The sequence below is a fragment of the Hoeflea ulvae genome (genome assembly GCF_026619435.1).
Taxonomy (GTDB): domain Bacteria; phylum Pseudomonadota; class Alphaproteobacteria; order Rhizobiales; family Rhizobiaceae; genus Hoeflea; species Hoeflea ulvae.
This window is the reverse complement of record NZ_JAOVZQ010000001.1, coordinates 2083935-2103256: the sequence shown is the minus strand read 5'-3', so window position 1 is coordinate 2103256 and position 19322 is coordinate 2083935. Positions and strand designations below refer to the sequence as shown.

General features: G+C 63.5%; 20 protein-coding genes. 10 read left to right on the top strand and 10 right to left on the bottom strand.

Annotated features, from left to right (window positions below):
* The first annotated feature begins 129 nt into the window (after positions 1–129).
* A complete protein-coding gene (locus OEG82_RS09820) occupies positions 130–1506 on the top strand; it encodes a flavin monoamine oxidase family protein (protein WP_267612278.1) in 1377 nt (458 codons plus the stop codon).
* A gap of 57 nt (positions 1507–1563) precedes the next feature.
* On the opposite strand, the gene OEG82_RS09815 is transcribed toward OEG82_RS09820, so the two are convergent.
* On the bottom strand, positions 1564–1758 hold the full coding sequence (locus OEG82_RS09815; RefSeq protein WP_267612276.1) for a hypothetical protein: 195 nt from the start codon (positions 1756–1758) through the stop codon (positions 1564–1566).
* A gap of 215 nt (positions 1759–1973) precedes the next feature.
* Between OEG82_RS09815 and OEG82_RS09810 the strand changes: the two genes are divergently transcribed.
* From OEG82_RS09810 to OEG82_RS09785, 6 genes are all read left to right on the top strand, one after another.
* Positions 1974–3362 (top strand): TIGR03808 family TAT-translocated repetitive protein, encoded by a 1389-nt coding sequence (locus tag OEG82_RS09810; protein WP_425497573.1) that lies wholly within the window; start codon positions 1974–1976, stop codon positions 3360–3362.
* Between the two features lie 185 nt (positions 3363–3547).
* Positions 3548–3997, top strand: coding sequence for a PilZ domain-containing protein (locus OEG82_RS09805; RefSeq protein WP_267612272.1), 450 nt, complete (start codon positions 3548–3550; stop codon positions 3995–3997).
* A 168-nt stretch (positions 3998–4165) separates the two neighbouring features.
* Positions 4166–4792, top strand: a complete 627-nt coding sequence (locus OEG82_RS09800) for a LysE family translocator (RefSeq protein ID WP_267612270.1) — start codon at positions 4166–4168, stop codon at positions 4790–4792.
* Between the two features lie 183 nt (positions 4793–4975).
* Positions 4976–5578 (top strand): superoxide dismutase, encoded by a 603-nt coding sequence (locus tag OEG82_RS09795; RefSeq protein WP_267612269.1) that lies wholly within the window; start codon positions 4976–4978, stop codon positions 5576–5578.
* A 195-nt stretch (positions 5579–5773) separates the two neighbouring features.
* Entirely contained in the window at positions 5774–6220 is a 447-nt protein-coding gene (locus OEG82_RS09790; protein WP_267612268.1) for a c-type cytochrome, read from the top strand.
* A gap of 61 nt (positions 6221–6281) precedes the next feature.
* Positions 6282–7229, top strand: a complete 948-nt coding sequence (locus OEG82_RS09785) for a cytochrome c (protein WP_425497572.1) — start codon at positions 6282–6284, stop codon at positions 7227–7229.
* Between the two features lie 45 nt (positions 7230–7274).
* On the opposite strand, the gene OEG82_RS09780 is transcribed toward OEG82_RS09785, so the two are convergent.
* The 5 genes from OEG82_RS09780 to OEG82_RS09760 all read right to left on the bottom strand — a co-directional run bounded on the left by OEG82_RS09780 (position 7275) and on the right by OEG82_RS09760 (position 12704).
* A complete protein-coding gene (locus tag OEG82_RS09780) occupies positions 7275–8450 on the bottom strand; it encodes a vWA domain-containing protein (protein ID WP_267612265.1) in 1176 nt (391 codons plus the stop codon).
* Positions 8451–8675: 225 nt separating this feature from the next.
* Positions 8676–10781 carry a S9 family peptidase gene (locus tag OEG82_RS09775; RefSeq protein WP_267612264.1) on the bottom strand — a complete coding sequence of 702 codons (2106 nt, stop codon included), beginning with the start codon at positions 10779–10781 and terminating at the stop codon, positions 8676–8678.
* 89 nt (positions 10782–10870) lie between these two features.
* Positions 10871–11356: an anthrone oxygenase family protein gene (locus OEG82_RS09770; RefSeq protein ID WP_267612262.1), complete on the bottom strand. Its 486-nt coding sequence runs from the start codon at positions 11354–11356 to the stop codon at positions 10871–10873.
* 90 nt (positions 11357–11446) lie between these two features.
* Entirely contained in the window at positions 11447–11842 is a 396-nt protein-coding gene (locus OEG82_RS09765) for a DUF4345 domain-containing protein (RefSeq protein WP_267612261.1), read from the bottom strand.
* 34 nt (positions 11843–11876) lie between these two features.
* On the bottom strand, positions 11877–12704 hold the full coding sequence (locus OEG82_RS09760) for an NmrA family NAD(P)-binding protein (RefSeq protein ID WP_267612260.1): 828 nt from the start codon (positions 12702–12704) through the stop codon (positions 11877–11879).
* A gap of 139 nt (positions 12705–12843) precedes the next feature.
* On the opposite strand from OEG82_RS09760, the gene OEG82_RS09755 reads away from it, so the two are divergent.
* A complete protein-coding gene (locus OEG82_RS09755) occupies positions 12844–13848 on the top strand; it encodes an AraC family transcriptional regulator (RefSeq protein WP_267612259.1) in 1005 nt (334 codons plus the stop codon).
* Positions 13849–13871: 23 nt separating this feature from the next.
* On the opposite strand, the gene OEG82_RS09750 is transcribed toward OEG82_RS09755, so the two are convergent.
* Positions 13872–14876, bottom strand: a complete 1005-nt coding sequence (locus OEG82_RS09750) for an asparaginase (protein ID WP_267612258.1) — start codon at positions 14874–14876, stop codon at positions 13872–13874.
* Between the two features lie 387 nt (positions 14877–15263).
* Between OEG82_RS09750 and OEG82_RS09745 the strand changes: the two genes are divergently transcribed.
* Complete coding sequence (locus tag OEG82_RS09745; protein ID WP_267612257.1) at positions 15264–15905, top strand: transglycosylase SLT domain-containing protein; 642 nt, start codon at positions 15264–15266, stop codon at positions 15903–15905.
* An 18-nt stretch (positions 15906–15923) separates the two neighbouring features.
* Here the strand turns inward: OEG82_RS09745 and OEG82_RS09740 are convergent, their stop codons facing one another.
* Positions 15924–16454: a MarR family winged helix-turn-helix transcriptional regulator gene (locus tag OEG82_RS09740; RefSeq protein WP_267612256.1), complete on the bottom strand. Its 531-nt coding sequence runs from the start codon at positions 16452–16454 to the stop codon at positions 15924–15926.
* Positions 16455–16536: 82 nt separating this feature from the next.
* Here OEG82_RS09740 and OEG82_RS09735 point away from each other — a divergent pair, with 82 nt between their 5' ends.
* Positions 16537–17412, top strand: coding sequence for an EamA family transporter (locus OEG82_RS09735; protein WP_267612254.1), 876 nt, complete (start codon positions 16537–16539; stop codon positions 17410–17412).
* On the opposite strand, the gene OEG82_RS09730 is transcribed toward OEG82_RS09735, so the two are convergent.
* On the bottom strand, positions 17389–18144 hold the full coding sequence (locus OEG82_RS09730) for an SDR family NAD(P)-dependent oxidoreductase (protein ID WP_267612253.1): 756 nt from the start codon (positions 18142–18144) through the stop codon (positions 17389–17391). The two genes, OEG82_RS09735 and OEG82_RS09730, sit on opposite strands and share 24 nt — an antisense overlap.
* A complete protein-coding gene (locus OEG82_RS09725; protein ID WP_267612251.1) occupies positions 18141–19307 on the bottom strand; it encodes an acetyl-CoA acetyltransferase in 1167 nt (388 codons plus the stop codon). Before OEG82_RS09725 ends, OEG82_RS09730 begins: the two co-directional genes overlap by 4 nt.
* Positions 19308–19322 lie beyond the last annotated feature (15 nt).

The following is a 19322-nucleotide window of genomic DNA, read 5'->3' as shown; positions in this document are numbered from 1 at the left end:
GCAGCGCGTTAACGCACGCTGGGCGCAATCCCCCGGGCTGCCGCGCATTGCAGCGCCGGGATCCATGGCGCAGGTTGGGGCCTGCGATTCCCGGACTGCCCCGGGATCCGAACCGGAGCGAGGCGTCCGATGCCAAAGCCTGTCCAGTCACGGCCGTTTGATCGCCGCCAGTTCCTGCGCCTGACCGCGGCGTCGGCGCTTGCCGCACCTTTGACCGGCACCGGCGTTGCCCGCGCCGCAAGCGACGATGTCGATGTCATCGTCATCGGCGCCGGTGTGGCCGGGCTGGCGGCGGCGCGCCAGCTTGCCGATCTGGGCTACGAGGTGCTGGTGCTGGAAGCCTCCGACCGCATTGGCGGCAGGTTGCAGACCGACTGGTCGCTGGGCGCGCCCTTCGAACTCGGCGCCGGATGGATCCACCGCCCGGACGGCAATCCGGTCACGCCTCTGGTTGCGGCAGCCGGCGGCGAAATCTTTGTCACCGAGGATGACAGCCTGATGGTGCTGTCAGCCGACGGCAAGCGCTACCGGGATGCGGAGATCTTCGGCAAGGAGGCGCAGCTCGATGCGCTCTATGCGCGGATTGACACGACGCTTGATGGCGACCAGCCGCTGGCCGCGGCAATCGCCCGGCTGGCCCCCGAAACCCTGACTGACCCGGCGACCAGATGGATGGTGTCATCCTATACCGAGTTCGACGCAGGTGGACCCGTTGATGCCCTGTCGGCCGCCTATTTCGACGAGGACGAGACCTATGACGGCGCCGATGTGATCGTTTTGAACGGCTATGACCGGATGCTGGGTCCGCTTGCCGCCGGGCTCGACATCCGGCTTGGCCATCCGGTGGTCAGCGTCGACTATGAAGAGGACGACGGCGCCACGGTGACAGCCAATGGCCGCCATTTCGAATCCGATTTCGTTGTCTGCACCTGCCCGCTCGGGGTGTTGCAGGCGGGCGGCATCAGCTTCGATCCGCCACTGCCTCCACAGTATCGCGCCGCCATCAGCCGCATCGGCATGGGCAATGTCACCAAGCTGGCGCTGAAATTTACGGGGCCGTTCTGGCCAGTCGATACGCAATATTTCGGCCTGACCGGCGATCCGATGGGACGCTGGGTGTCGTTTCTCAATTACCGGACCTTTTCGGTCCAGAACATTCTGGTCGGATTCAGCGTCGGCAATTATGCGGCGAAGGCCGAGGCGATGAGCGACGCGGAAATGACCGCCGACGCGATGCAGGCGCTGCGCGCAATGTTCGGCGCGGCGACGCCGGAACCGGAAACGGTGCTGGCCACACGCTGGTCACGACATGACTGGAGCAAGGGCGCCTATTCCTACGCGAAGACCGGATCCACACCGGCGGATTTCGATTCTCTGGCCGAGCCGGTGGCCGGCACGCTGCTGCTTGCCGGCGAGCACACGCTGTTTGATTACCATGCCACGGTGCACGGCGCCTATCTGAGCGGGTTGGCCGCGGCGCGGCGCATCGAGGACGATCTGGCGTGATGGGTGGCGGGGCGGCCACCTCCCGGCCAGCCCCGCGCTCCGTCCCTGCCCCTTGTGTCAGGCCGGGCGGATGGCTTTGTTCAGTCTGGCGGCAACGAACCAGGATACAGGCAACGCCGCCAGTGCGCCAATGACGGCGGCAATCGCGATCGACACCGCGTCCATGCGGCCCATGGTCAGCGCCGCGATGACGCAACTGCCGGCCAACATGCTGCCGGCGATGATATAGACCATGGCTGTGAGTTTGAGCATGTCGCCCCCCTGCGCAATCGGGTCCGCGTACCCACCGGTGCGGAACCCTTTGAATGCCAATCTAGCCCGGGTGCGGCCCGGCATTCTTGATCTGGCTCAATAGAATTGGAGATTATTTACCCGCGGGCCGGCCAATCCCGGAACCGGGCGCAGGGCGCGCTTCTGTCCCGTTCTGGCACAGCCGCAGTTGGCATGGTTCATGCAACACAATGCGCATGAGCACCAGGAGTCCCAGTTTGAGCCGCCGCAGCCTGTTGAACGGTCTTGCCGGCGCCGGTGCGGCCAGCCTTTTGATCCCGCAGGCTGCAGCCGCAGAGCTGTTCAGCCAGGTCGGGCTGCGCGGTGGCCATGATGCGGATCTCGCCGGTCTGCTGCCCGATGCGGTGGATGACCAGAGCCGCATGTTTCAATATGCCATCGACGACGCCGCCGCCAATGGCCGGGTGTTGCGGCTGCCGCCGGGCAGTTTCGTGATTTCCAACATCATCCTGCCCGACGGCGCGCGGATTGCCGGCGTGCCCGGCGCCACACGGCTGATCTATGGCGGCCGCGGCCACGCATTCCTGAGCGAAGGCGCGCGACGGGTAGAGTTGTCCGGGCTGGTGCTGGACGGCGCCAATCAGCGGCTGGGCAGTCATGTATCGGCGCTGCTGCATCTGCGCGGCGTCGCCGACGCGATCATCGAGGAGGTGACTGTGTCGGGCGCCGATGGCCACGGCATAACGCTGGAAGCCTGCGGCGGGCGGATCAGCCAGTGCGAGATTTTTGGCGCGCGGTTGGCTGGCGTCTACGCGATTGAAAGCCGCGGGCTCTCGATCAGCCGCAATGTGGTGCGCGACTGCGCCAATGGCGGCATCCTGGTGCATCGCTGGTCCGCCGGAGAGGACGCGACGCTGGTCGAGGGCAACCGGGTGATGCGGATTGCAGCGCGCGCCGGCGGCACCGGCCAGAACGGCAACGGCATCAATATCTTTCGCGCCAACAATGTGATGGTGACGGGCAACCACGTGTCTGATTGCGCCTTCTCCGCGATCCGCGCCAATTCCGCCAGCAACGTCCAGATCGTCTCCAACCAGGCGATACGCTCCGGCGAGACCGCGATCTATGCCGAGTTCTCGTTCGAGGGCGTGGTGATCGCGTCGAACCTGATCGACGGCGGCACGGTGGGGATTTCGGTGGCCAATTTCAACGAGGGCGGACGGCTGGCATCGGTAACCGGCAACATCATCCGCAATCTTTCCACGCTGGGTCCCTACCCGGCCGAATATGCCGGTTTCGGCATCGGCATGGCGATCGAGGCGGATGCGGCAGTGAGCGGCAATGTCATCGAGGGCGCGCCGAAATGGGGCGTGCTGATGGGCTGGGGACCGTTTTTGCGGGCGGTCAATTTCACTGGCAACACGGTGCGCGATTGCGGCGCAGGCGTCGCCGTTTCGGTGGTCGAGGGCGCCGGTGCGGCGCTGATTTCGGGCAACATGTTCGATGCCACGCCGGGCGGGGCCATTGTCGGCTGCCGCTGGAACGAAGTGGTGACCGGCGATCTGGCCAGTGACGGCGCGGGCCGGTTTCCGCATCTGACGCTGGAGCGCAATGCGGTGGCCTGACGGGCCTGCTGCGGCTTCCCATCTCGACCTTTGCGGGCTTGCGTTCTGCCGGACCAGTATCTCTCAGCCTTTGTCCGGATCCTCCGCATTTTAACGATTATGTTCACGGCCGCACAAATGTCCGTTGCTAGAATTTGTCCGGCCCAATGAATGGGTCAGTAAAAAAGCGATGAGCGCTGAAGACCATGACCGAACAGACGGCCAGTAGTGGCCCCGACTCCGCCCTTGTGGTGCGCCAGGCCCTGCGCAAGCGGGTTTTCAAGGGCGCCTTGGCCTGCCTTGACGGCGGCTTGCGCGCCATGCCCTGCACCATCCGCGATTTGAGCGAAACCGGCGCGAGACTGCGCTTTGGATGTGACTGGCTTGTGCCTGAGCATTTCACCCTGCATGTCGAGATTGACGGCTACAAGTTGCAGTGCGAACGGGTCTGGTACCGCAATGGCGATTGCGGCGTCCGCTTTGTCGGTGAGCGGATATCGACCGGACAGCCACGCCAGCAGATCATCCTGCCGGTTCTGAGCAGCGAAGATCGCGCCGCATCGGAAATCCCGTCAGCGCCCTGCCAGAGCGTCACGATGCCCGCGCCACGGCGGGTTGCGGCAAGAAGCACCGGCTTCGGCCGCCGCACGCGCTGAGCGAACCAGCCTGCGCGAATCCCGGCCCGTAAACCGTTGATCTGTCAAGAATGTCCGGTTTCAGTCGATGGACTCTGCTCGGGCGCGGCGCAGCGCCGAAATTGACATTGTCCGCGGCGCCGGTCACTCTCGGAACGCCTTCAACCGGCTTGCCGCAGGATCTTCGCCATGACACCCGAATTCCTCATCACCACGCTGATCGTCGTTCTGCTGCCCGGCACCGGTGTCATCTACACCCTTGCCGCAGCACTCACACATGGGGCACGGGCCTCGGTGCTGGCGGCGCTGGGCTGCACGCTCGGCATCGTGCCGCATGTGGTTGCGTCTGTCGCCGGGCTGGCGGCGCTTTTGCATGCCAGCGCGCTTGCCTTTCAGGTGATCAAGTATCTCGGCGTGCTCTATCTCTTCTACATGGCCTGGCAGATGTGGCGTGACACCGGCGCCCTGGCGATCAGCGCTGGCGAGGCCGGTGCGCGGAAAGCCGGTATCAGGCCGTTGCGGATCATCACCGCCGGCATCCTGCTGAACCTGCTCAATCCGAAGCTGACGCTGTTCTTCCTGGCCTTCATGCCGCAATTCGTCGATCCCGGCGCGGCTGGCGCTACGCTCGACATGCTCGGGCTGGCGGGCGTGTTTATGGGGCTGACCTTCGCCGTCTTCGCGCTCTACGGCCTGCTCGCGGCACAGGCGCGCGACCATGTGATGTCGCGGCCACGGGTGATGGGGTGGGTCAAGCGCAGCTTTGCGTCCGCCTTCGGACTGATGGGGTTGCGGCTGGCTCTCGCCGAGCGCTGAGGCCCCGGGGGCCGCCTCTGACCTGCCCGGCTCATCTGCTTCCAGTGCCTGCAACCCGAGGTTTTCGGGCGATCAGGAACCTTTTTGAAGTTGCCCCGTTGCCTGTATGAGACCGCGCGCCTATGTTCAGGCGACGTTGCGGGTTTTGCCCCGCCGCTCATCCAATTCAAGAGGAGAATTCTCATGGCCCTCGAACTGCCAAACCTGCCCTATGATTACGACGCGCTGGCGCCCTACATGTCGCGCGAGACGCTGGAATTCCACCACGACAAGCACCACCAGGCCTATGTCACCAAGGGCAATGAACTGCTCGAAGGCAGCGCCCATGCCGGCAAGTCGATCGAAGAGATCTGCAAGGCCGCCTATGCGGAAAAGAATGCCGGCCTGATCAACAATGTCGGTCAGCATTACAATCACATGCATTTCTGGAAATGGATGAAGAAGGGCGGCGGCGGCTCCAAGATGCCGGGTTCGCTGGAAAAGGCGATCAACTCGGATCTCGGCGGCTTTGACAAGTTCCGCTCCGATTTCGTCGCCGCCGGCGTCGGCCAGTTCGGCTCCGGCTGGGCCTGGCTCGCGGTCAAGGACGGCAAGCTCGAGATCATGAAGACACCGAACGGCGAAAACCCGCTGATGCATGGCGCATCGCCGGTTCTGGGCTGCGATGTGTGGGAGCACAGCTACTACATAGACTACCGCAATGCCCGGCCGAAATATCTCGAGGCCTTCATCGACAACCTGATCAACTGGGATCATGTTGCCGAAATGTACGACGCCGCCAGCTAAGTCTGACGCGAGGACACATGCAGAGACGAGGAAAAACCCGGCGATATCCATCGCCGGGTTTTTTCGTGCGAGGCGCCCGCGGACAGGCAGCAGCGAATAGTAAACGCAGTGTTCACAATCTTGTGACTTTCGCGTCACGCGCAGCGTGCAATCATGGTGCCGGGGCAACCACCATTGAGCAACAGGAGAGACCTCATGAAATTCCGGACTTTGTTCGCCGCCGCCGTGATCGGCGCTGCAGGATTTGCGCCTGCGATCGCCGCCGACGAGCCACAGGTGGTTCGCCAGGAAATGATGAAGAAGGTGGGTGGCGCTACCGGAGCGCTGGCCAAGATGGTCAAGGGCGAGGCCGATTACGATGCGGCCGCTACGCTGGCGGCTCTGCAGACGATGAGCGACGTGGCTTCCACCTTCGCCGAGCATTTTCCCGAAGGCTCGGAAACCGGCTTCGAAACCGAGGCAGCCCCGGCAATCTGGACCGACATGGACGGCTTCAAGGCCAGGCTCGCAGCCTTCAAGGCCGACGCGGATGCGGCCATTGCCGCAGCACCTGCCGATCTTGACGGTCTGAAGGCGGTTTTCGGACCGCTGACCAAGAATTGCGGCACCTGCCATGAGACCTATCGCCTGAAGAAGAGCTGATGGGCGCAGGCATTCACCAGCATCTTTTCCGGTGCCGGCCGGGCGCACTCCGATCATCCGGATGGCGGTCATCCGGGGGTGCGGCGTGAAGCGGCTGGCACTCGGACTTGGCGTAGTGGCGGCAGCGGGAGCCGCGATCGGCTTCTGGCTGACCGCGCCAACTCCGGTGAACGCCGCCCGACTTGAACGCATCGCCGAACTTGAAGGCGATGCGGCAGCCGGCGAGACCATGTTTTGGGCCGGCGGCTGCGCCTCCTGCCATGCCGCCCCCGGCGCCAAGGACGAGGCCCGGTTGCTGCTTTCGGGTGGGGTGCGGCTTCAAAGCGATTTCGGCACCTTCATTGCGCCCAATATTTCGCCCGATCCCGAGGCCGGCATCGGCGGCTGGACGATTTCGGATTTTGCCAATGCGATGCTGGCCGGCGTGTCGCCCAATGGGCGTCACTATTATCCGGCCTTTCCCTATGGCTCCTACACGCGGATGAGCGATGGCGACATTGCCGATCTGTTTGCATTCATGCAGACGCTGCCCGAAAGCGATGTGGCGTCGCTGCCGCATGAGGTGGGCTTTCCGTTCAACATCCGGCGGTCGCTGGGCGGATGGAAATTGCTGTTTTTCACCGACGAGCCGCGGGTGACGCTGGCGGGCGGCGATCCGCAGCTTCAGCGCGGGCAATATCTGGTCGAAGGCCCCGGCCATTGCGGCGAATGCCACACGCCGCGCAATTTGATCGGCGGTTTTGTCAGCAATGCCTGGCTGTCGGGGGCCGAGAACCCCGAGGGCGAAGGGGTAATTCCCAATCTGACGCCGGGCGGCAAGTCGATCGGCAGCTGGAGTGCCTCCGACATTTCCTATTATCTTGAAAGCGGCTTCACCCCGGACTTCGACAGTGTCGGCGGATCCATGGTCGAGGTGCAGGCCAATATGGCGCAACTGGAAAGCGGCGACCGGGATGCGATCGCCGCCTATCTCAAGGCGCTGCCCGAACGGGCCAACGGCTGGGAATAATCAGCCTGCCTGGCGCAGCTTGTGCGCACCAGACAGGGGATGGTTCTAGTTGGTCAGTCGCGTGGCCTGGGCCAGCGCCGCTTCACCAATCGATTCAAAGGCTGCGAGCAGGGCTTCGGCGCTGTCGGCGTCATAATAGAAGGCGTCACCCGACGCACAGGCGCTGAGCAGTTCCTCGCCCCGGTCAGGCGCCTGGAAGGCAACGGCAAAGATGGTTACGCCTTCGTCCTTGGCCTTGTCGCAATATTTGATCGTCTGGCTGTCGGCATAGTCATTCCGCCATGACGAGCCGGTCGAATTCTCGCCGTCGGTCATGAAGACGATGAATTTTTTCGGATCTTTCGACCCGTTCTTGGAATAATGCTCGTTGATCTCGGTCGAACTGACGATCTGGTCATAGGCCCAGTGCATGGCGTCTTCGGAGTTGGTGCCGCCGTCAGCGACAAGTGACGCGGCAAAGGCTGCGACATCGACCTTGGTCCAGCCAATGCTGAGCTTGTCCTGGTAACCGGTCGAGGAGTTGTAGCTCACCGCGCCCATGCGCGCATATTGGTTGGTCGGGTCGGCCTCGACGATATGGGCGGTCAGGTTTCCGACGGCCTCCTTGAGGACATCGATCTTCGGAATGTCGATCACCTGGGTGGTTTCACAGCGGTAGTAGCGGCGCGAGCGCCTGTTGTAGCAGTAGCCCTGCACGACCTCTTCCACCGTCTGGCCCGAATTCTCTCTCATCGATCCGGACCGGTCGAGCACCAGCGCCATCGAAAGCGGGTTGAAGCCGCTGCCGCTCTTCGACGATTCGGATGTGCCGCTGATGTTCACATTGATGGTGTCCTTGCCCATGAACCTGGCCAGCCGGGACAGGTCCTGGCTTCCGGCAGCCACGACCTTGACCGTCCAGATGGTCCGCGCGCCGACGCCGGTCGAGGAAATGGTGACTGTCGGGGTCGCGGAAAAGGCCGCTGCCGATTCAGAGTCGCCGGAAATCTGGCTGGCAAAGAAGGCCTTGGCGTAGTCCTCGGCCTCGGCCTGGGTGATCTGCTCGTTGGAGAGCTGACTTGCCGTGGCCAGCGCCGCGCTGTCGGCCGCATTCTGCAACTGGGTCTTCATCGACATCGCATTGGTGGTGTCCAGGGCAAGGCTTCCTGCCACGAACACGACCGGCAGCATGATGCTGGCGATCATGGCAAAGTTGCCGTCAGTGTTGCGAATCAAATTCACGACTTTTTGCATCATCGGTGATTTCGCCATCACAGGACCTCGCATAAATTAGGAATGTTCATGCCAATACATATGCAGAGGCCTGTGAGCATTGCCTTAAAATGCTTGGTAAAATTTTAGCGAATATCCATTTGGGTCACCATTGGCGAGTTATTTACCTCGCTGGACACCGAAAATCACTGCGCGCCGCCAGCAAACAACCGGTCGGCGGCAGTGTGTCCGGGATCAGACCTTGCCTGTCACCTTCAGCGCGAAGGCATATTCATAAGCAACCTCCTCGAGCCGCTGGAACCGGCCCGAGGCGCCGGCATGACCGGCGGACATGTTGATCTTGAACAGCACCGGCGACTGGCTGGTCGACAGCGCACGCAGCCGCGCCACCCATTTGGCCGGTTCCCAATAGGTCACGCGCGGATCGGTCAGACCGGCGACCGCCAGGATCGGCGGATAGGCTTGTGCTGTGACATTGTCATAGGGCGAATAGCCGGCAATGGTCTGATAATCCTCGGGCGAGACCACAGGGTTGCCCCATTCGGGCCATTCCGGCGGGGTCAGAGGCAGCGTGTCGTCGAGCATGGTGTTGAGCACGTCAACAAAGGGAACCGCAGCGATGATGGCGCCAAAGGCATCGGGCGCCATGTTGACGACGGCGCCCATCAGCATGCCGCCGGCGGATCCGCCCTGGGCGACGATGCGGTCATGCGAAGTGAATTTTTCAGCGTCGAGATAGCGGGCGGCGGCGATGAAATCGGTAAATGTGTTGGTCTTGTTGCCGCGCTTGCCGGCCTCGTACCAGCCAAAGCCCTTTTCCTTGCCGCCGCGAATATGGGCAATGGCATAGACAAAGCCGCGATCGACCAGCGACAGGCAACTGGTGTTGAAGCTTGCCGGGATCGCAATGCCGTAAGAGCCGTAGCCATAGAGCAGGCAAGGTGCCGATCCATCGAGCGGGGTGTCGCGCCGGAAAAGCAACGTCACCGGAACCTGCTCGCCATCCGTGGTCGGCGCCATCACCCGGCGGGTGACGTAATCGGCGGGATTGTGACCGGACGGCACCTCGTCGCGCTTGAGCAATGTGCGCTCGCGGGTGGTCATGTTGTAATCATAAAGTTCCGACGGCGTCGTCATCGACGAATAGCTGAAGCGGACAATGTCGGTGTCATATTCCATCGAGCCCTGGAAGCCGAGCGAATAGGCCTCCTCGTCAAAGGCGATGGCGTGTTCCTCACCGCTGGTGCGGTCGTGAATGACGATGCGCGGCAGGCCGTTTTCGCGCTCCATCCAGACCAGGTGATTGCGGTAGGCGCTGACCGAGAGGATCAGCCGGCCCGGCTTGTGGGGCACGACCTCGCTCCAGTTGGCGGGCTCGGGGCTCTCAACCGGCGCCTGCATGATCTTGAAATCCTTGGCGCCAGCTGAATTGGTGAGGATGTAGAACACATCGCCGCCTTCGGAGAGCGAATATTCGACGCCGGTCTGGCGCGCCGCCACCAGTCTGGGCTTTGCCGACGGATCATCGGCCGGCATGACCCAGCATTCGGAGGTCTCGTGATCATTGATGCCGATCATGATGAAATCATTCAGGCGGGTGTCGGAAACGCCCATGAAAAAGCCGGAATCGGCCTCCTCGTGGATCAGCACATCCTCGTCCTGGGCGGTGCCGAGGCGATGGTAGAAGATGCGGTTGGGGCGGTGATTGTCATCAACGGCGGTGTAGAAGAAGCCGGTGCAATCGGCTGACCAGGCAGCACCGCCGCCGGTGTTCTCGATCAGGTCGGGCCGGTCCTTGCCGGTGGCAAGATCGCGCACCCTGAGGGTGAAGAATTCCGAGCCCTTGTCGTCATAGCCCCAGACTGTCGCGGCATGATCGGGCGAATGTCCGGCGCCGGCGAGACGGAAATAGGCCTTGCCCTCGGCCTCGAGATCGCCGTCGATCATCATCTGCTCTTCGCCGCCATCACGCGGAATGCGGAAATATTTCGGCTGCTCGCCGCCGGTGACGAAGCGAACGCCGTAGAGCCAGGGACCATCGGGCGACGGCACCGAACTGTCGTCTTCCTTGATGCGCCCGCGCATTTCGGCAAACAGCGTCTTCTGCAGGGCTTCGGTATCGGCCATGGCGGCCTTCTGGTAGGCATTTTCGGCTTCCAGATGGGTCCGGATCGCCGGATCGAGAAGGGCCGGATCCTTGAACATCGCCTGCCAGTTGTCATCGCGCATCCAGGCATAGTCATCGGTGCGGGTGACGCCATGGCGGGTATCGCTGAGCGGCCGGGTTTCAGCGACGGGGGCAGCAGGCAAGTTTGAAAATGCGGGCAAGAAGAACTCCATGATCGGAAATAGCGTCTCCCCGACATAGAGGCGGGGACAGGCGGGATCAAGGCAGCGCCGGGGAAAAGCCGTGCCGCAAGGATTTGCCGCTAGCGCATGACCAGCGCTGCAAGCGTCAATCCGGATGCGAGCAGGCAGGCAATTGTCCGCAGCGTGTTGAGGCTGACCCACCTTGTCATGTAGGCCTCCTTCCAGAAGGCGAGAGCCTGCGGCGTGGAGGGAGCCAGGGTTGCCAACTGGTTGTTGAGCGGCACATTGCCGGCGGCGGTGAGCGCGAAGACGCCAATGATATAAAGTCCGCCGGCCAGCATCAGCAGCAGCCGGGGCGTGCCGCCAAGATTGATGGCCGCATAGACAGCGATGAACAGCGACACCAACGTCAGCCCCATGAACAGCACCATGAAGACGGACCGCATGATTTCGACATTGAGCACCTGCATGGCCTCGATGCCTCCCTGGTCCCTGACCAGATTGAAGGAGCGCATGAGAAAATCGGAGAAGGCCAGAAACACGCCGCCTATCGCCGCATAGGCAAGGACGGATACTGCACCAAGCAGGATGAACCATAAGGACATGAGCTTTGCTTTCAGGTTGGGCCCGCGGGCCGGGTGTTTTGGAGGAGTGGTTGATGGCCGGCTGATGCGAGCCGGCCGCAGATTTGGCGGTCAGGCCGGTTTGCGCGCGGCGATCAGTGCCGCCAGACCGGCCGTTCCGATGACCAGTTCGGCGATCATCGCCGTGACCAGGCCGCCATCGGGCTGGCCATCGATGCCAAGGCTCAACAGCCGCGTCGCGCCAAAGGCAAGAAACATGGCCGCCGCCAGCAAGGTCGACGCCAGGGCAAATCTGGCAAACACCAGACCGGACAGGGTGAGCAGGCCAAGCATGGCCACACTGCCGCCCGTGGCCCGCATCTCGTTGGTCAGACTGACATCGGCGGGCAGCGAGATGCCGTAGGCCGCATAAAAGGCAGCGGGTGAGAACAGGATGGAGCCGCCAATGAAAATGGCGGTGACGCCTGCCACCAGCAGCACGGCTTTCTGAAAGATCGAAGTTTTCATGAAATCACTCCTTGTGAAGAGGGACGACAACCGGTCAGGCTGCCTTTTTCCATGCGCCGGAGGCGGCGGCGGTGCGGCAGAAATCAGCGAAATCACGCGGCTTGCGGCCCAGCGCGCGCTCGACACCATCGGTGAGATAGGCATTGTGGCCGTCCAGCGTTTCGCGGCAGATCTCGGTGAAGACATCGGCCACGACCGGTCCGCCGATCCCGAGCATCGCCGCATGGAATTGTTCGAGCGTGATCGGCATGTAGCGGACCGGAATGCCGGCAGCGGCAGAGATTTCCGCGGCCGCTTCGGCAAAGCTCAACAGCCGCGGACCGGTGATCTCGTAGAGTTCGCCATTGTGCCGGTCGTCGGTGAGCGCTGCGACGGCGACATCGGCGATGTCATCGACATCGGCAATCGGCTCCTTGATGTCGCCGGCAGGCAGCGCCACCATGCCGTCGAGCACCGGCCCCTGCAGATAGCCTTCGGAAAAGTTCTGGGCGAACCAGGCGGCGCGGACGAGGGTGAATTCGAGGCCGGAATTGCGGATGATGTCCTCGCATTTGCGGGCATGCGCCTCGCCCCTGCCCGACAAAAGCACCAGCTTGCGGACACCGGCCGCCCTGGCGGATCTCACCAGCGCTTCGATCTTGTCTGCCGCGCCCGGAAAGGCAAGGTCAGGGAAATAGGAGACATAGGCGGCCGTGACGCCCGCAAGTGCCGCCTCCCAGGTGTCCGGCCGGTCCCAGTCGAAAGGAATGGCGGAACTGCGCGCGCCTTGGCGGACCGGATAGCCCTTTTGTTCGAGTGACTTGACGATGCGGCTGCCGGTCTTGCCGGTTGATCCGATGACGAGAATGGGTGCGGTCTGCATGAGTAGCTCCTTGGGCTTGATTGACGATGCGCAAGACCTAAACCCGTCGATCTGGATGAACAATGATCGAAAAACTGCATTGATGTGCCGTTCGTCCAAACCGGTGGACAATGCGCATAGGCGGCCATAGTCTGACCGCATGACCACATCTGACCCGAACATTCCCGTGACCTCCGATCCGCTCGCCGAGACGCTGCACATGCTGCGGTTGACCGGCACGCTCTATTGCCGTGGCGAGCTGACGGCACCCTGGGCGATTGCCATTCCGCAGCTCGAGGGGGTGATGTCGTTCATGGTCGCCACCTCCGGCGCCTTCTGGCTCGAGCTAGAGGGGATGGAACCGCGGCTGTTGTCGCAGGGCTGCCTGGCGCTGATCCCGCATGGCACGCCGCACACGATTTCCAGTGCGCCGGGGCTGGCGGGCGACCCGCTGTTCGAGCTGCCGGTGGACAAGGTCAGCGAGCGCTACGAGATCATGCGCCATGGCGGCGGCGGCTCGATGACCCGCACCATGTATGGCGTGGTGCGGTTTGACGATGTCGCCGCCGAACACCTGCTCAAGCTGCTTCCGCAGATCATCGGCATCGATGCCTGGGATGACCAGACCGGCGGCTGGCTGCAGAGCACGCTGCGCTTCATCGCCAGCGAGGCGGCCTCGCTCAAGCCCGGTGGCGAGACCGTGATCACGCGGCTGTCGGATGTGGTGGTGATCCAGGCGATCCGCTCCTGGCTGGAAACCGCACCGACGACCGAGACAGGCTGGCTGGCAGCCCTGCGCGATCCGCAGATCGGCAAGGCGCTGGCGCTGATGCACCGCCGCCCCGGCGAAGACTGGAGCGTCGACACATTGGCAGTGGAGGTGGGCATGTCGCGCTCGGCCTTTGCGGCGCGCTTTGCCAATCTGGTGGGACAGACGCCGCTGCGTTACCTGACCGACTGGCGCATGCGCATGGCGCGCAGCCGGCTGATCGACACCAGCGACGCGCTGGCGGCGATTTCAGGCGATCTCGGCTACCAGTCGGAAGCAGCCTTTTGCCGCGCCTTCAAGCGGGTGTTCGGCAAACCGCCGGGCAGCATTCGCCGCGCCGAACCCGGCCGGGCCGGAGCGGCCTTTCCGGAACAGCGACCGGCCCGGGCCGGATAGAGCTGGCGGCAAACCGTGCCAGATCAGGCCAGGGCGCCGGCCGGACGGATGACGCCGACCTCGATGCCGTTCCAGTTCTTCATCGATTTTTGCGACCAGTCGCCGAGCCGGGCGGAGAGCTCCTGATCATCGTCAAACAGCTTGGCCAGCACGGCACCAATCATGGCTTCGGCGCCGCGGGTGGCGCCGTCCTCGCATTTAAGCGCGATGCCATAGCCCTTTTCCGGGATGGTCGCGCAGAAGACGCCCTCGGCGCCGGTCTTGGCGAAAATCCTGCCCGGCGCGATCTGCATGAGTTCGGTGCAGGCGCGACGGGTGCCTGCGACATACCAGGGCTCGGCCATGCAGGCCGCCATCAGCCGTTGCGCCGCCCTGGCGCGCTCAGGCCCGAGCCCTGTGCCAGACGCCATGCGGGCAAAGCCGTGGGCGATTGACTTCAAGGGAGCGGCATAGGTGGGGATCGAACAGCCGTCGGTGCCGCAATTGTCATGGCCGAGCGCGGTGCCGGTAAGTTCCGCCATGACATCGCGGACGGAAGTCTGGACGAAATGATCATATTCGACATAGCCGTGATGATCGACGCCGGCATGGCATGACAGGCAGAGGAAGCCTGCATGTTTGCCGGAGCAGTTGTTGCCGAGCTGGTCGGGCTTTCCGCCGGCCTGGGCCTGGTCGATCAGCACCTGCTGCTGGAAACTCCAATGGCAGCCGCATTCGAAATCGGCTTCGCTCAACCCGGCGCGGGCAACGATGTCGCCGGCCAGGCGCATGTGTTCGGGTTCGCCGGAATGGGAGGAACAGGCGAGCGCCAGTTCCCTGTCGCCAAAACCGTAGCGGTCGACAGCGCCGGTTTCGACCAGCGGCAGCGCCTGCATGGACTTGACCGCCGAGCGCGGAAACACCGGGGCTTCGACCTCGCCCAGGCTCATCACCACCGCGCCATCGCCATCCACCACCACGGCCATGCCGCGATGCCGGCTTTCAACCATCTGGCCACGGGTGACTTCGACGAGAACGGGATTTTGCATGGCTTGGATCCTGGCGGTGTAGGTCGATCGGGGGGCGGCGCAACTGGCCGACGGGTTGGCTGAGTGATCGCAGAAGCCGGGGTTTTGGGCAAGAGGCGGGGAAGAATCCGCGGAAATGTCCTGTCGACAAGGTCTTGTTGCTGACAGCACCGCCCTCAGTTTGCGAATTGCCAATCTGATTCAGGTTTTCCGTTCATCGGCTTGAAAAGACGCCCTTATCGGTCTGGCACTTTTTGCTTCGCCCCAGGCCTGCGGCAGCAGCACGCAGACCCGGCGGCGCCGGAAAGGACAGGCTTGAGCGCGCAAAAACGTCCCCGCCCGGCGCCGGCTGCCTAGACTCGGGCAAGACAGATCGACCCCGACCCACCTTGCACATCGAGAGAGCTGATGGCCGATATTTCCTTTTTCTCCTCCATCCTGTCCTGGCTTGCCACACGGCGTGCCGCTGTCGCCCGCAAAGACACAGGGCAACCGGTCGACCCGATGCCGGGCGGCCTGCCCGCGCCTGCCGCAGATACCGGCATCGAGATCGCCTGGGGCGCGCGAGTTTCAGCAGCCTTCAAACGCAAGGCAACCGCGATCGCGCATCGTCTCGAGATGGACCCGAACCATCTGATGGCGATCATGGCGTTCGAGACCGGCCGGAGCTTCGACCCGGCGGTGACGAACCAAGCCGGCTCCGGTGCCACCGGGCTGATCCAGTTCATGCCTGCCACCGCCAGGGCGCTGGGGACGAGCACCAGCCGGTTGGCATTGATGACCGCGGTCGAGCAGCTTGATTATGTCGAGCGCTATCTCGCGCCCTATGCCGGGCGGATGGGCGATCTGGCGAGTGCCTATATGGTGGTGCTTTATCCGCGCGCCGTCGACAAGGCGCCGGGCTTTGTCTTGTTTCGCAAGGGCTCGACCGCCTATCGGCTCAATCGCGGCCTTGATGTGAATGGCGACGGCCAGGTGACCAAGGCGGAAGCTGCGGCAAAGGTCGTCGCCTTGCTTGATGAAGGGCTTCGCCCTGGACTGATCGGCTGAACCAGGGACGGGCTGCAGCTACTGCCCGATGCGGGCCAGCAGGCGGGTCAGGTCGTCGCGCTCGTGCTGTGCGAGATCGGCGAGCAGGCTTTCCTCCACCTCAAGATGGGTCTTTACCGCTGTGTCGGCTAGCTCCCTGCCCGCAGCAGTCAGCGCAACGCGCAAGGCGCGACGGTCATCGGGATCGGCGCGTCGTTCGACCAGTCCGCGCGCCACCAGACGGTCGATGCGGTTGGTCATCGCCGGTGGCGACAGCATCATGTCGCGCGCCAGGTCGCCCGGCGTCAGCGCGCCGCCGGCATCCTCGCCGCCATCCTGACGGCGCAGCGTCAGCAGCACATCGAAGCCTGCCATGTCGAGGTCGTAGTGCTTGAGATTGGCCTCGACCGCTTTCATGGCGATCTGGCTTGTGCGCCAGAGCTGGCCGATCACCGCCATCGGGCGGCAATCCAGATCCGGCCGGGCCATGCGCCATTGCGCCAGGATGCTGTCGATTGTCGATCCGGTTCGCGCCGGTTTGGTACTGTCTCGTCTGGTCATCTTGTCCATGTCATTTTGGATCTTGCATTCGGTCCGCAACCGAATATATTTCGACGTAGAAATATTAATCATAGAATTATAGCGAGTTCCCATGCTGCGCACAATCCTGATTACGCTTCTCGGGCCGATGCTCTGGGGCAGCACCTATGTGGTGTTCACCGAAACCCTGCCGGTGAGCCATCCGCTGCTTACCGGCGCGATGCGGGCGCTGCCGGCCGGGCTGATCCTGTTGGCGCTCAATCCGCGGATTCCGCCGCTGGCAGCGCTCAAGCGCCATGCGGTGATCGGGTTTTCCAATATCGGGTTGTTTTTCGCGCTGCTGTTTGTCGCCGCGGCACGGATGCCGGGCGGGCTGGCGGCGACACTGGGCGCAATCCAGCCGCTGGCGGTGATCCTGATTTCGGCCTGGCTGATCGGGCGGGCGCCGCATCCGGTGCAGATCCTGGCCGGTGTCGCAGGCGTCATCGGCGTCGGCCTGCTGGTGCTGTCACCGGAAGCGCGCCCCGATCCGATCGGCGTGGCTGCCGCCATTGGCGGGGCGCTGTCGATGGCGGCGGGCACGGTACTGATCGACCGCTGGGGCCGGATGGGCACGCCGCTCGAAACCACCACCTGGCAGCTTATTCTGGGCGGGGCGATGCTGATGCCGGTGGCGCTGCTTGTCGAAGGCCTGCCGCCGGCGCCGGGACTGAGTGAAATCCTCGGCTATGGCTGGCTGATGCTGCTGGGCACCGCATTCGCCTATTATGTCTGGACCCGCGGCATCGGCCGGCTCGGGCCGAGTGCGGTCTATCTGGCGCTGGCGAGCCCGGTGGTGGCCACAGCCATCGGCGCGATCGCGCTGGGCGAATGGTTCAACCCGCTGCAATGGGCCGGCATGGCGCTGGTGATCGGCGCAACGGCGGTGGGCGTGTCGATCGGGCGGTCGGGCGCAGGGACCGCCTCACCGGCCGGCAATAATGCCTGACGAATTGAAGCCGCCATCGACCGAGAGCACCTGGCCGTTGATGTAGCTCGCCTGTGGCGAAAGCAGGAAGAGGATGGCGCTGGCCACTTCTTCGGGGCGGCCATAGCGGGCGAGCGGGATTTTCGAGGTCCAGGCCTTGCGGTCATCCATCGTGTGCAGCCGCGCAATCAGCGGCGTGTCAACCGGTCCGGGGGCGACGACATTGACGCGGACGCCGCTGGCGCCCCATTCATTGGCCAGCACCTGGCTCATCAGGATGACGCCGGCTTTCGACGCGCCATAGGCGACGCGGCCGGCATTGGCCCGCTGGCCGGAAACCGAGGCCAGATTGACGATCGACAGCGTGTCGCCCATCTGGTCGAGCGCCGCGCGGCAGAGAATGAAACTGCCGGTGAGATTGACGTCGAGGATCTGGCGGAAAATCTCGGCGCTGGTTTTTTCCGCCGGTATGTCGCGGGCGATGCCGGCGCAATTGACCAGACCGGTGACCGGGCCGAAAGCATCGACGGCTTGCGACAGGCACTCGGCCACCTCGTCCTCGTCGGTGACATCACAGACCAGCGCTAGAACATCCTCGCCTTCAAGCCGCTCTTCCGCACGCTCCACCGCATCGGCGCTGGCGTCGAGAATGGTGACGGCGGCGCCCTCGTCAATCAGCGCCAGAACGGTTGCCTCGCCGATGCCCGATGCGCCGCCGGTGACGATGACGTGGCCGGCGAGGCCGGCACTCACCGGATGCGCTCGAGGATGGAGACGTAATTGGCCACCGCGGCGCCGCCCATGTTGAAGATGCCGCCAAGCTCGGCATCCTTGACCTGGATGCCGCCGGCCTCGCCGGTCAGTTGCATGGCGGACAGCACATGCATGGAAACGCCGGTGGCGCCGATCGGGTGGCCCTTGGCTTTCAGTCCGCCGGATGGATTGACCGGCAACCGGCCATCTTTTTGGGTTTCGCCGCTCATGGCGAAATCACCGCCCTGCCCTGGCTTGGCCAGGCCCATGGCCTCATATTCGATCAGCTCGGCGATGGTGAAGCAGTCATGGGTCTCGACAAAGGAGAGATCATCAAGCGAGGTTTTGGAATTGGCAAAGGCCTTCTTCCAGCCCAGCGCACAGCCTTCGAAGGCGAGGATGTCGCGCTTGGACATCGGCAAAAAGTCCTGGACATGCTCGGCAGCGCGAAACAGCACGGCGCGCGGCGCCTGCATAGCGGTCGTCACATCGGTGAGCACGATGGCTGCTGCGCCATCGGAGACCAGCGAGCAATCGGTGCGCTTGAGCGGGCCTGCGACATAGGGGTTCTTGTCACTTTCTGCGCGGCAGAATTCATAACCGAGATCCTTGCGCATCTGCGCCCAGGGATTGTCGACACCGTTCTTGTGGTTCTTGGCGGCAATGGCTGCCAGACCATCGGACTGGTCGCCATATTTCTGGAAATAGCTGTCAGCAATCTTGCCGAAGACACCGGCGAAGCCTGCCGGTGTGTCGCCATCCTCGGGCAGATAGGAGGCCTTCAGCAGATTGGCGCCGATCTGCGGTCCGGGCGTCGTGGTCATCTGCTCGACGCCGACCACCAGCACCCGGCGGGCGCTCCCTGCGCGGATGGCCTTGATGCCCTGATGCACGGCGGCCGAGCCGGTGGCGCAGGCGTTTTCCACCCGCGTGGTCGGCTTGAAACGGAACGCGTCATCGGCCTGGAGCACCAGGCTGGCGGTGAAATCCTGCGCGGAAAAGCCGGCATTGAAGTGGCCGAGATAGATCTCGTCGATATCGCCCGCTTCCAGCCCGGCATGGTCGATCGCCTCGCGCGCCACCCGCGTGACGAGGCTTTCGACGGTTTCGTCGCTGTGTTTGCCAAAGGGCGTGTGGGCCCAGCCGATGATGCAAGCGGTCATGAAGGTTGTCTCCGG

Coding starts and splice junctions, on each gene's coding strand:
- OEG82_RS09805 (WP_267612272.1), top strand. CDS start 3,548: ATGACCGAACAGACGGCCAGTAGTGGCCCCGACTCCGCCCTTGTGGTG.
- OEG82_RS09745 (WP_267612257.1), top strand. CDS start 15,264: ATGGCCGATATTTCCTTTTTCTCCTCCATCCTGTCCTGGCTTGCCACA.
- OEG82_RS09815 (WP_267612276.1), bottom strand. CDS start 1,758: ATGCTCAAACTCACAGCCATGGTCTATATCATCGCCGGCAGCATGTTG.
- OEG82_RS09760 (WP_267612260.1), bottom strand. CDS start 12,704: ATGCAGACCGCACCCATTCTCGTCATCGGATCAACCGGCAAGACCGGC.
- OEG82_RS09820 (WP_267612278.1), top strand. CDS start 130: ATGCCAAAGCCTGTCCAGTCACGGCCGTTTGATCGCCGCCAGTTCCTG.
- OEG82_RS09735 (WP_267612254.1), top strand. CDS start 16,537: ATGCTGCGCACAATCCTGATTACGCTTCTCGGGCCGATGCTCTGGGGC.
- OEG82_RS09810 (WP_425497573.1), top strand. CDS start 1,974: ATGAGCACCAGGAGTCCCAGTTTGAGCCGCCGCAGCCTGTTGAACGGT.
- OEG82_RS09765 (WP_267612261.1), bottom strand. CDS start 11,842: ATGAAAACTTCGATCTTTCAGAAAGCCGTGCTGCTGGTGGCAGGCGTC.
- OEG82_RS09740 (WP_267612256.1), bottom strand. CDS start 16,454: ATGGACAAGATGACCAGACGAGACAGTACCAAACCGGCGCGAACCGGA.
- OEG82_RS09800 (WP_267612270.1), top strand. CDS start 4,166: ATGACACCCGAATTCCTCATCACCACGCTGATCGTCGTTCTGCTGCCC.
- OEG82_RS09725 (WP_267612251.1), bottom strand. CDS start 19,307: ATGACCGCTTGCATCATCGGCTGGGCCCACACGCCCTTTGGCAAACAC.
- OEG82_RS09795 (WP_267612269.1), top strand. CDS start 4,976: ATGGCCCTCGAACTGCCAAACCTGCCCTATGATTACGACGCGCTGGCG.
- OEG82_RS09775 (WP_267612264.1), bottom strand. CDS start 10,781: ATGGAGTTCTTCTTGCCCGCATTTTCAAACTTGCCTGCTGCCCCCGTC.
- OEG82_RS09755 (WP_267612259.1), top strand. CDS start 12,844: ATGACCACATCTGACCCGAACATTCCCGTGACCTCCGATCCGCTCGCC.
- OEG82_RS09790 (WP_267612268.1), top strand. CDS start 5,774: ATGAAATTCCGGACTTTGTTCGCCGCCGCCGTGATCGGCGCTGCAGGA.
- OEG82_RS09770 (WP_267612262.1), bottom strand. CDS start 11,356: ATGTCCTTATGGTTCATCCTGCTTGGTGCAGTATCCGTCCTTGCCTAT.
- OEG82_RS09785 (WP_425497572.1), top strand. CDS start 6,282: ATGGCGGTCATCCGGGGGTGCGGCGTGAAGCGGCTGGCACTCGGACTT.
- OEG82_RS09750 (WP_267612258.1), bottom strand. CDS start 14,876: ATGCAAAATCCCGTTCTCGTCGAAGTCACCCGTGGCCAGATGGTTGAA.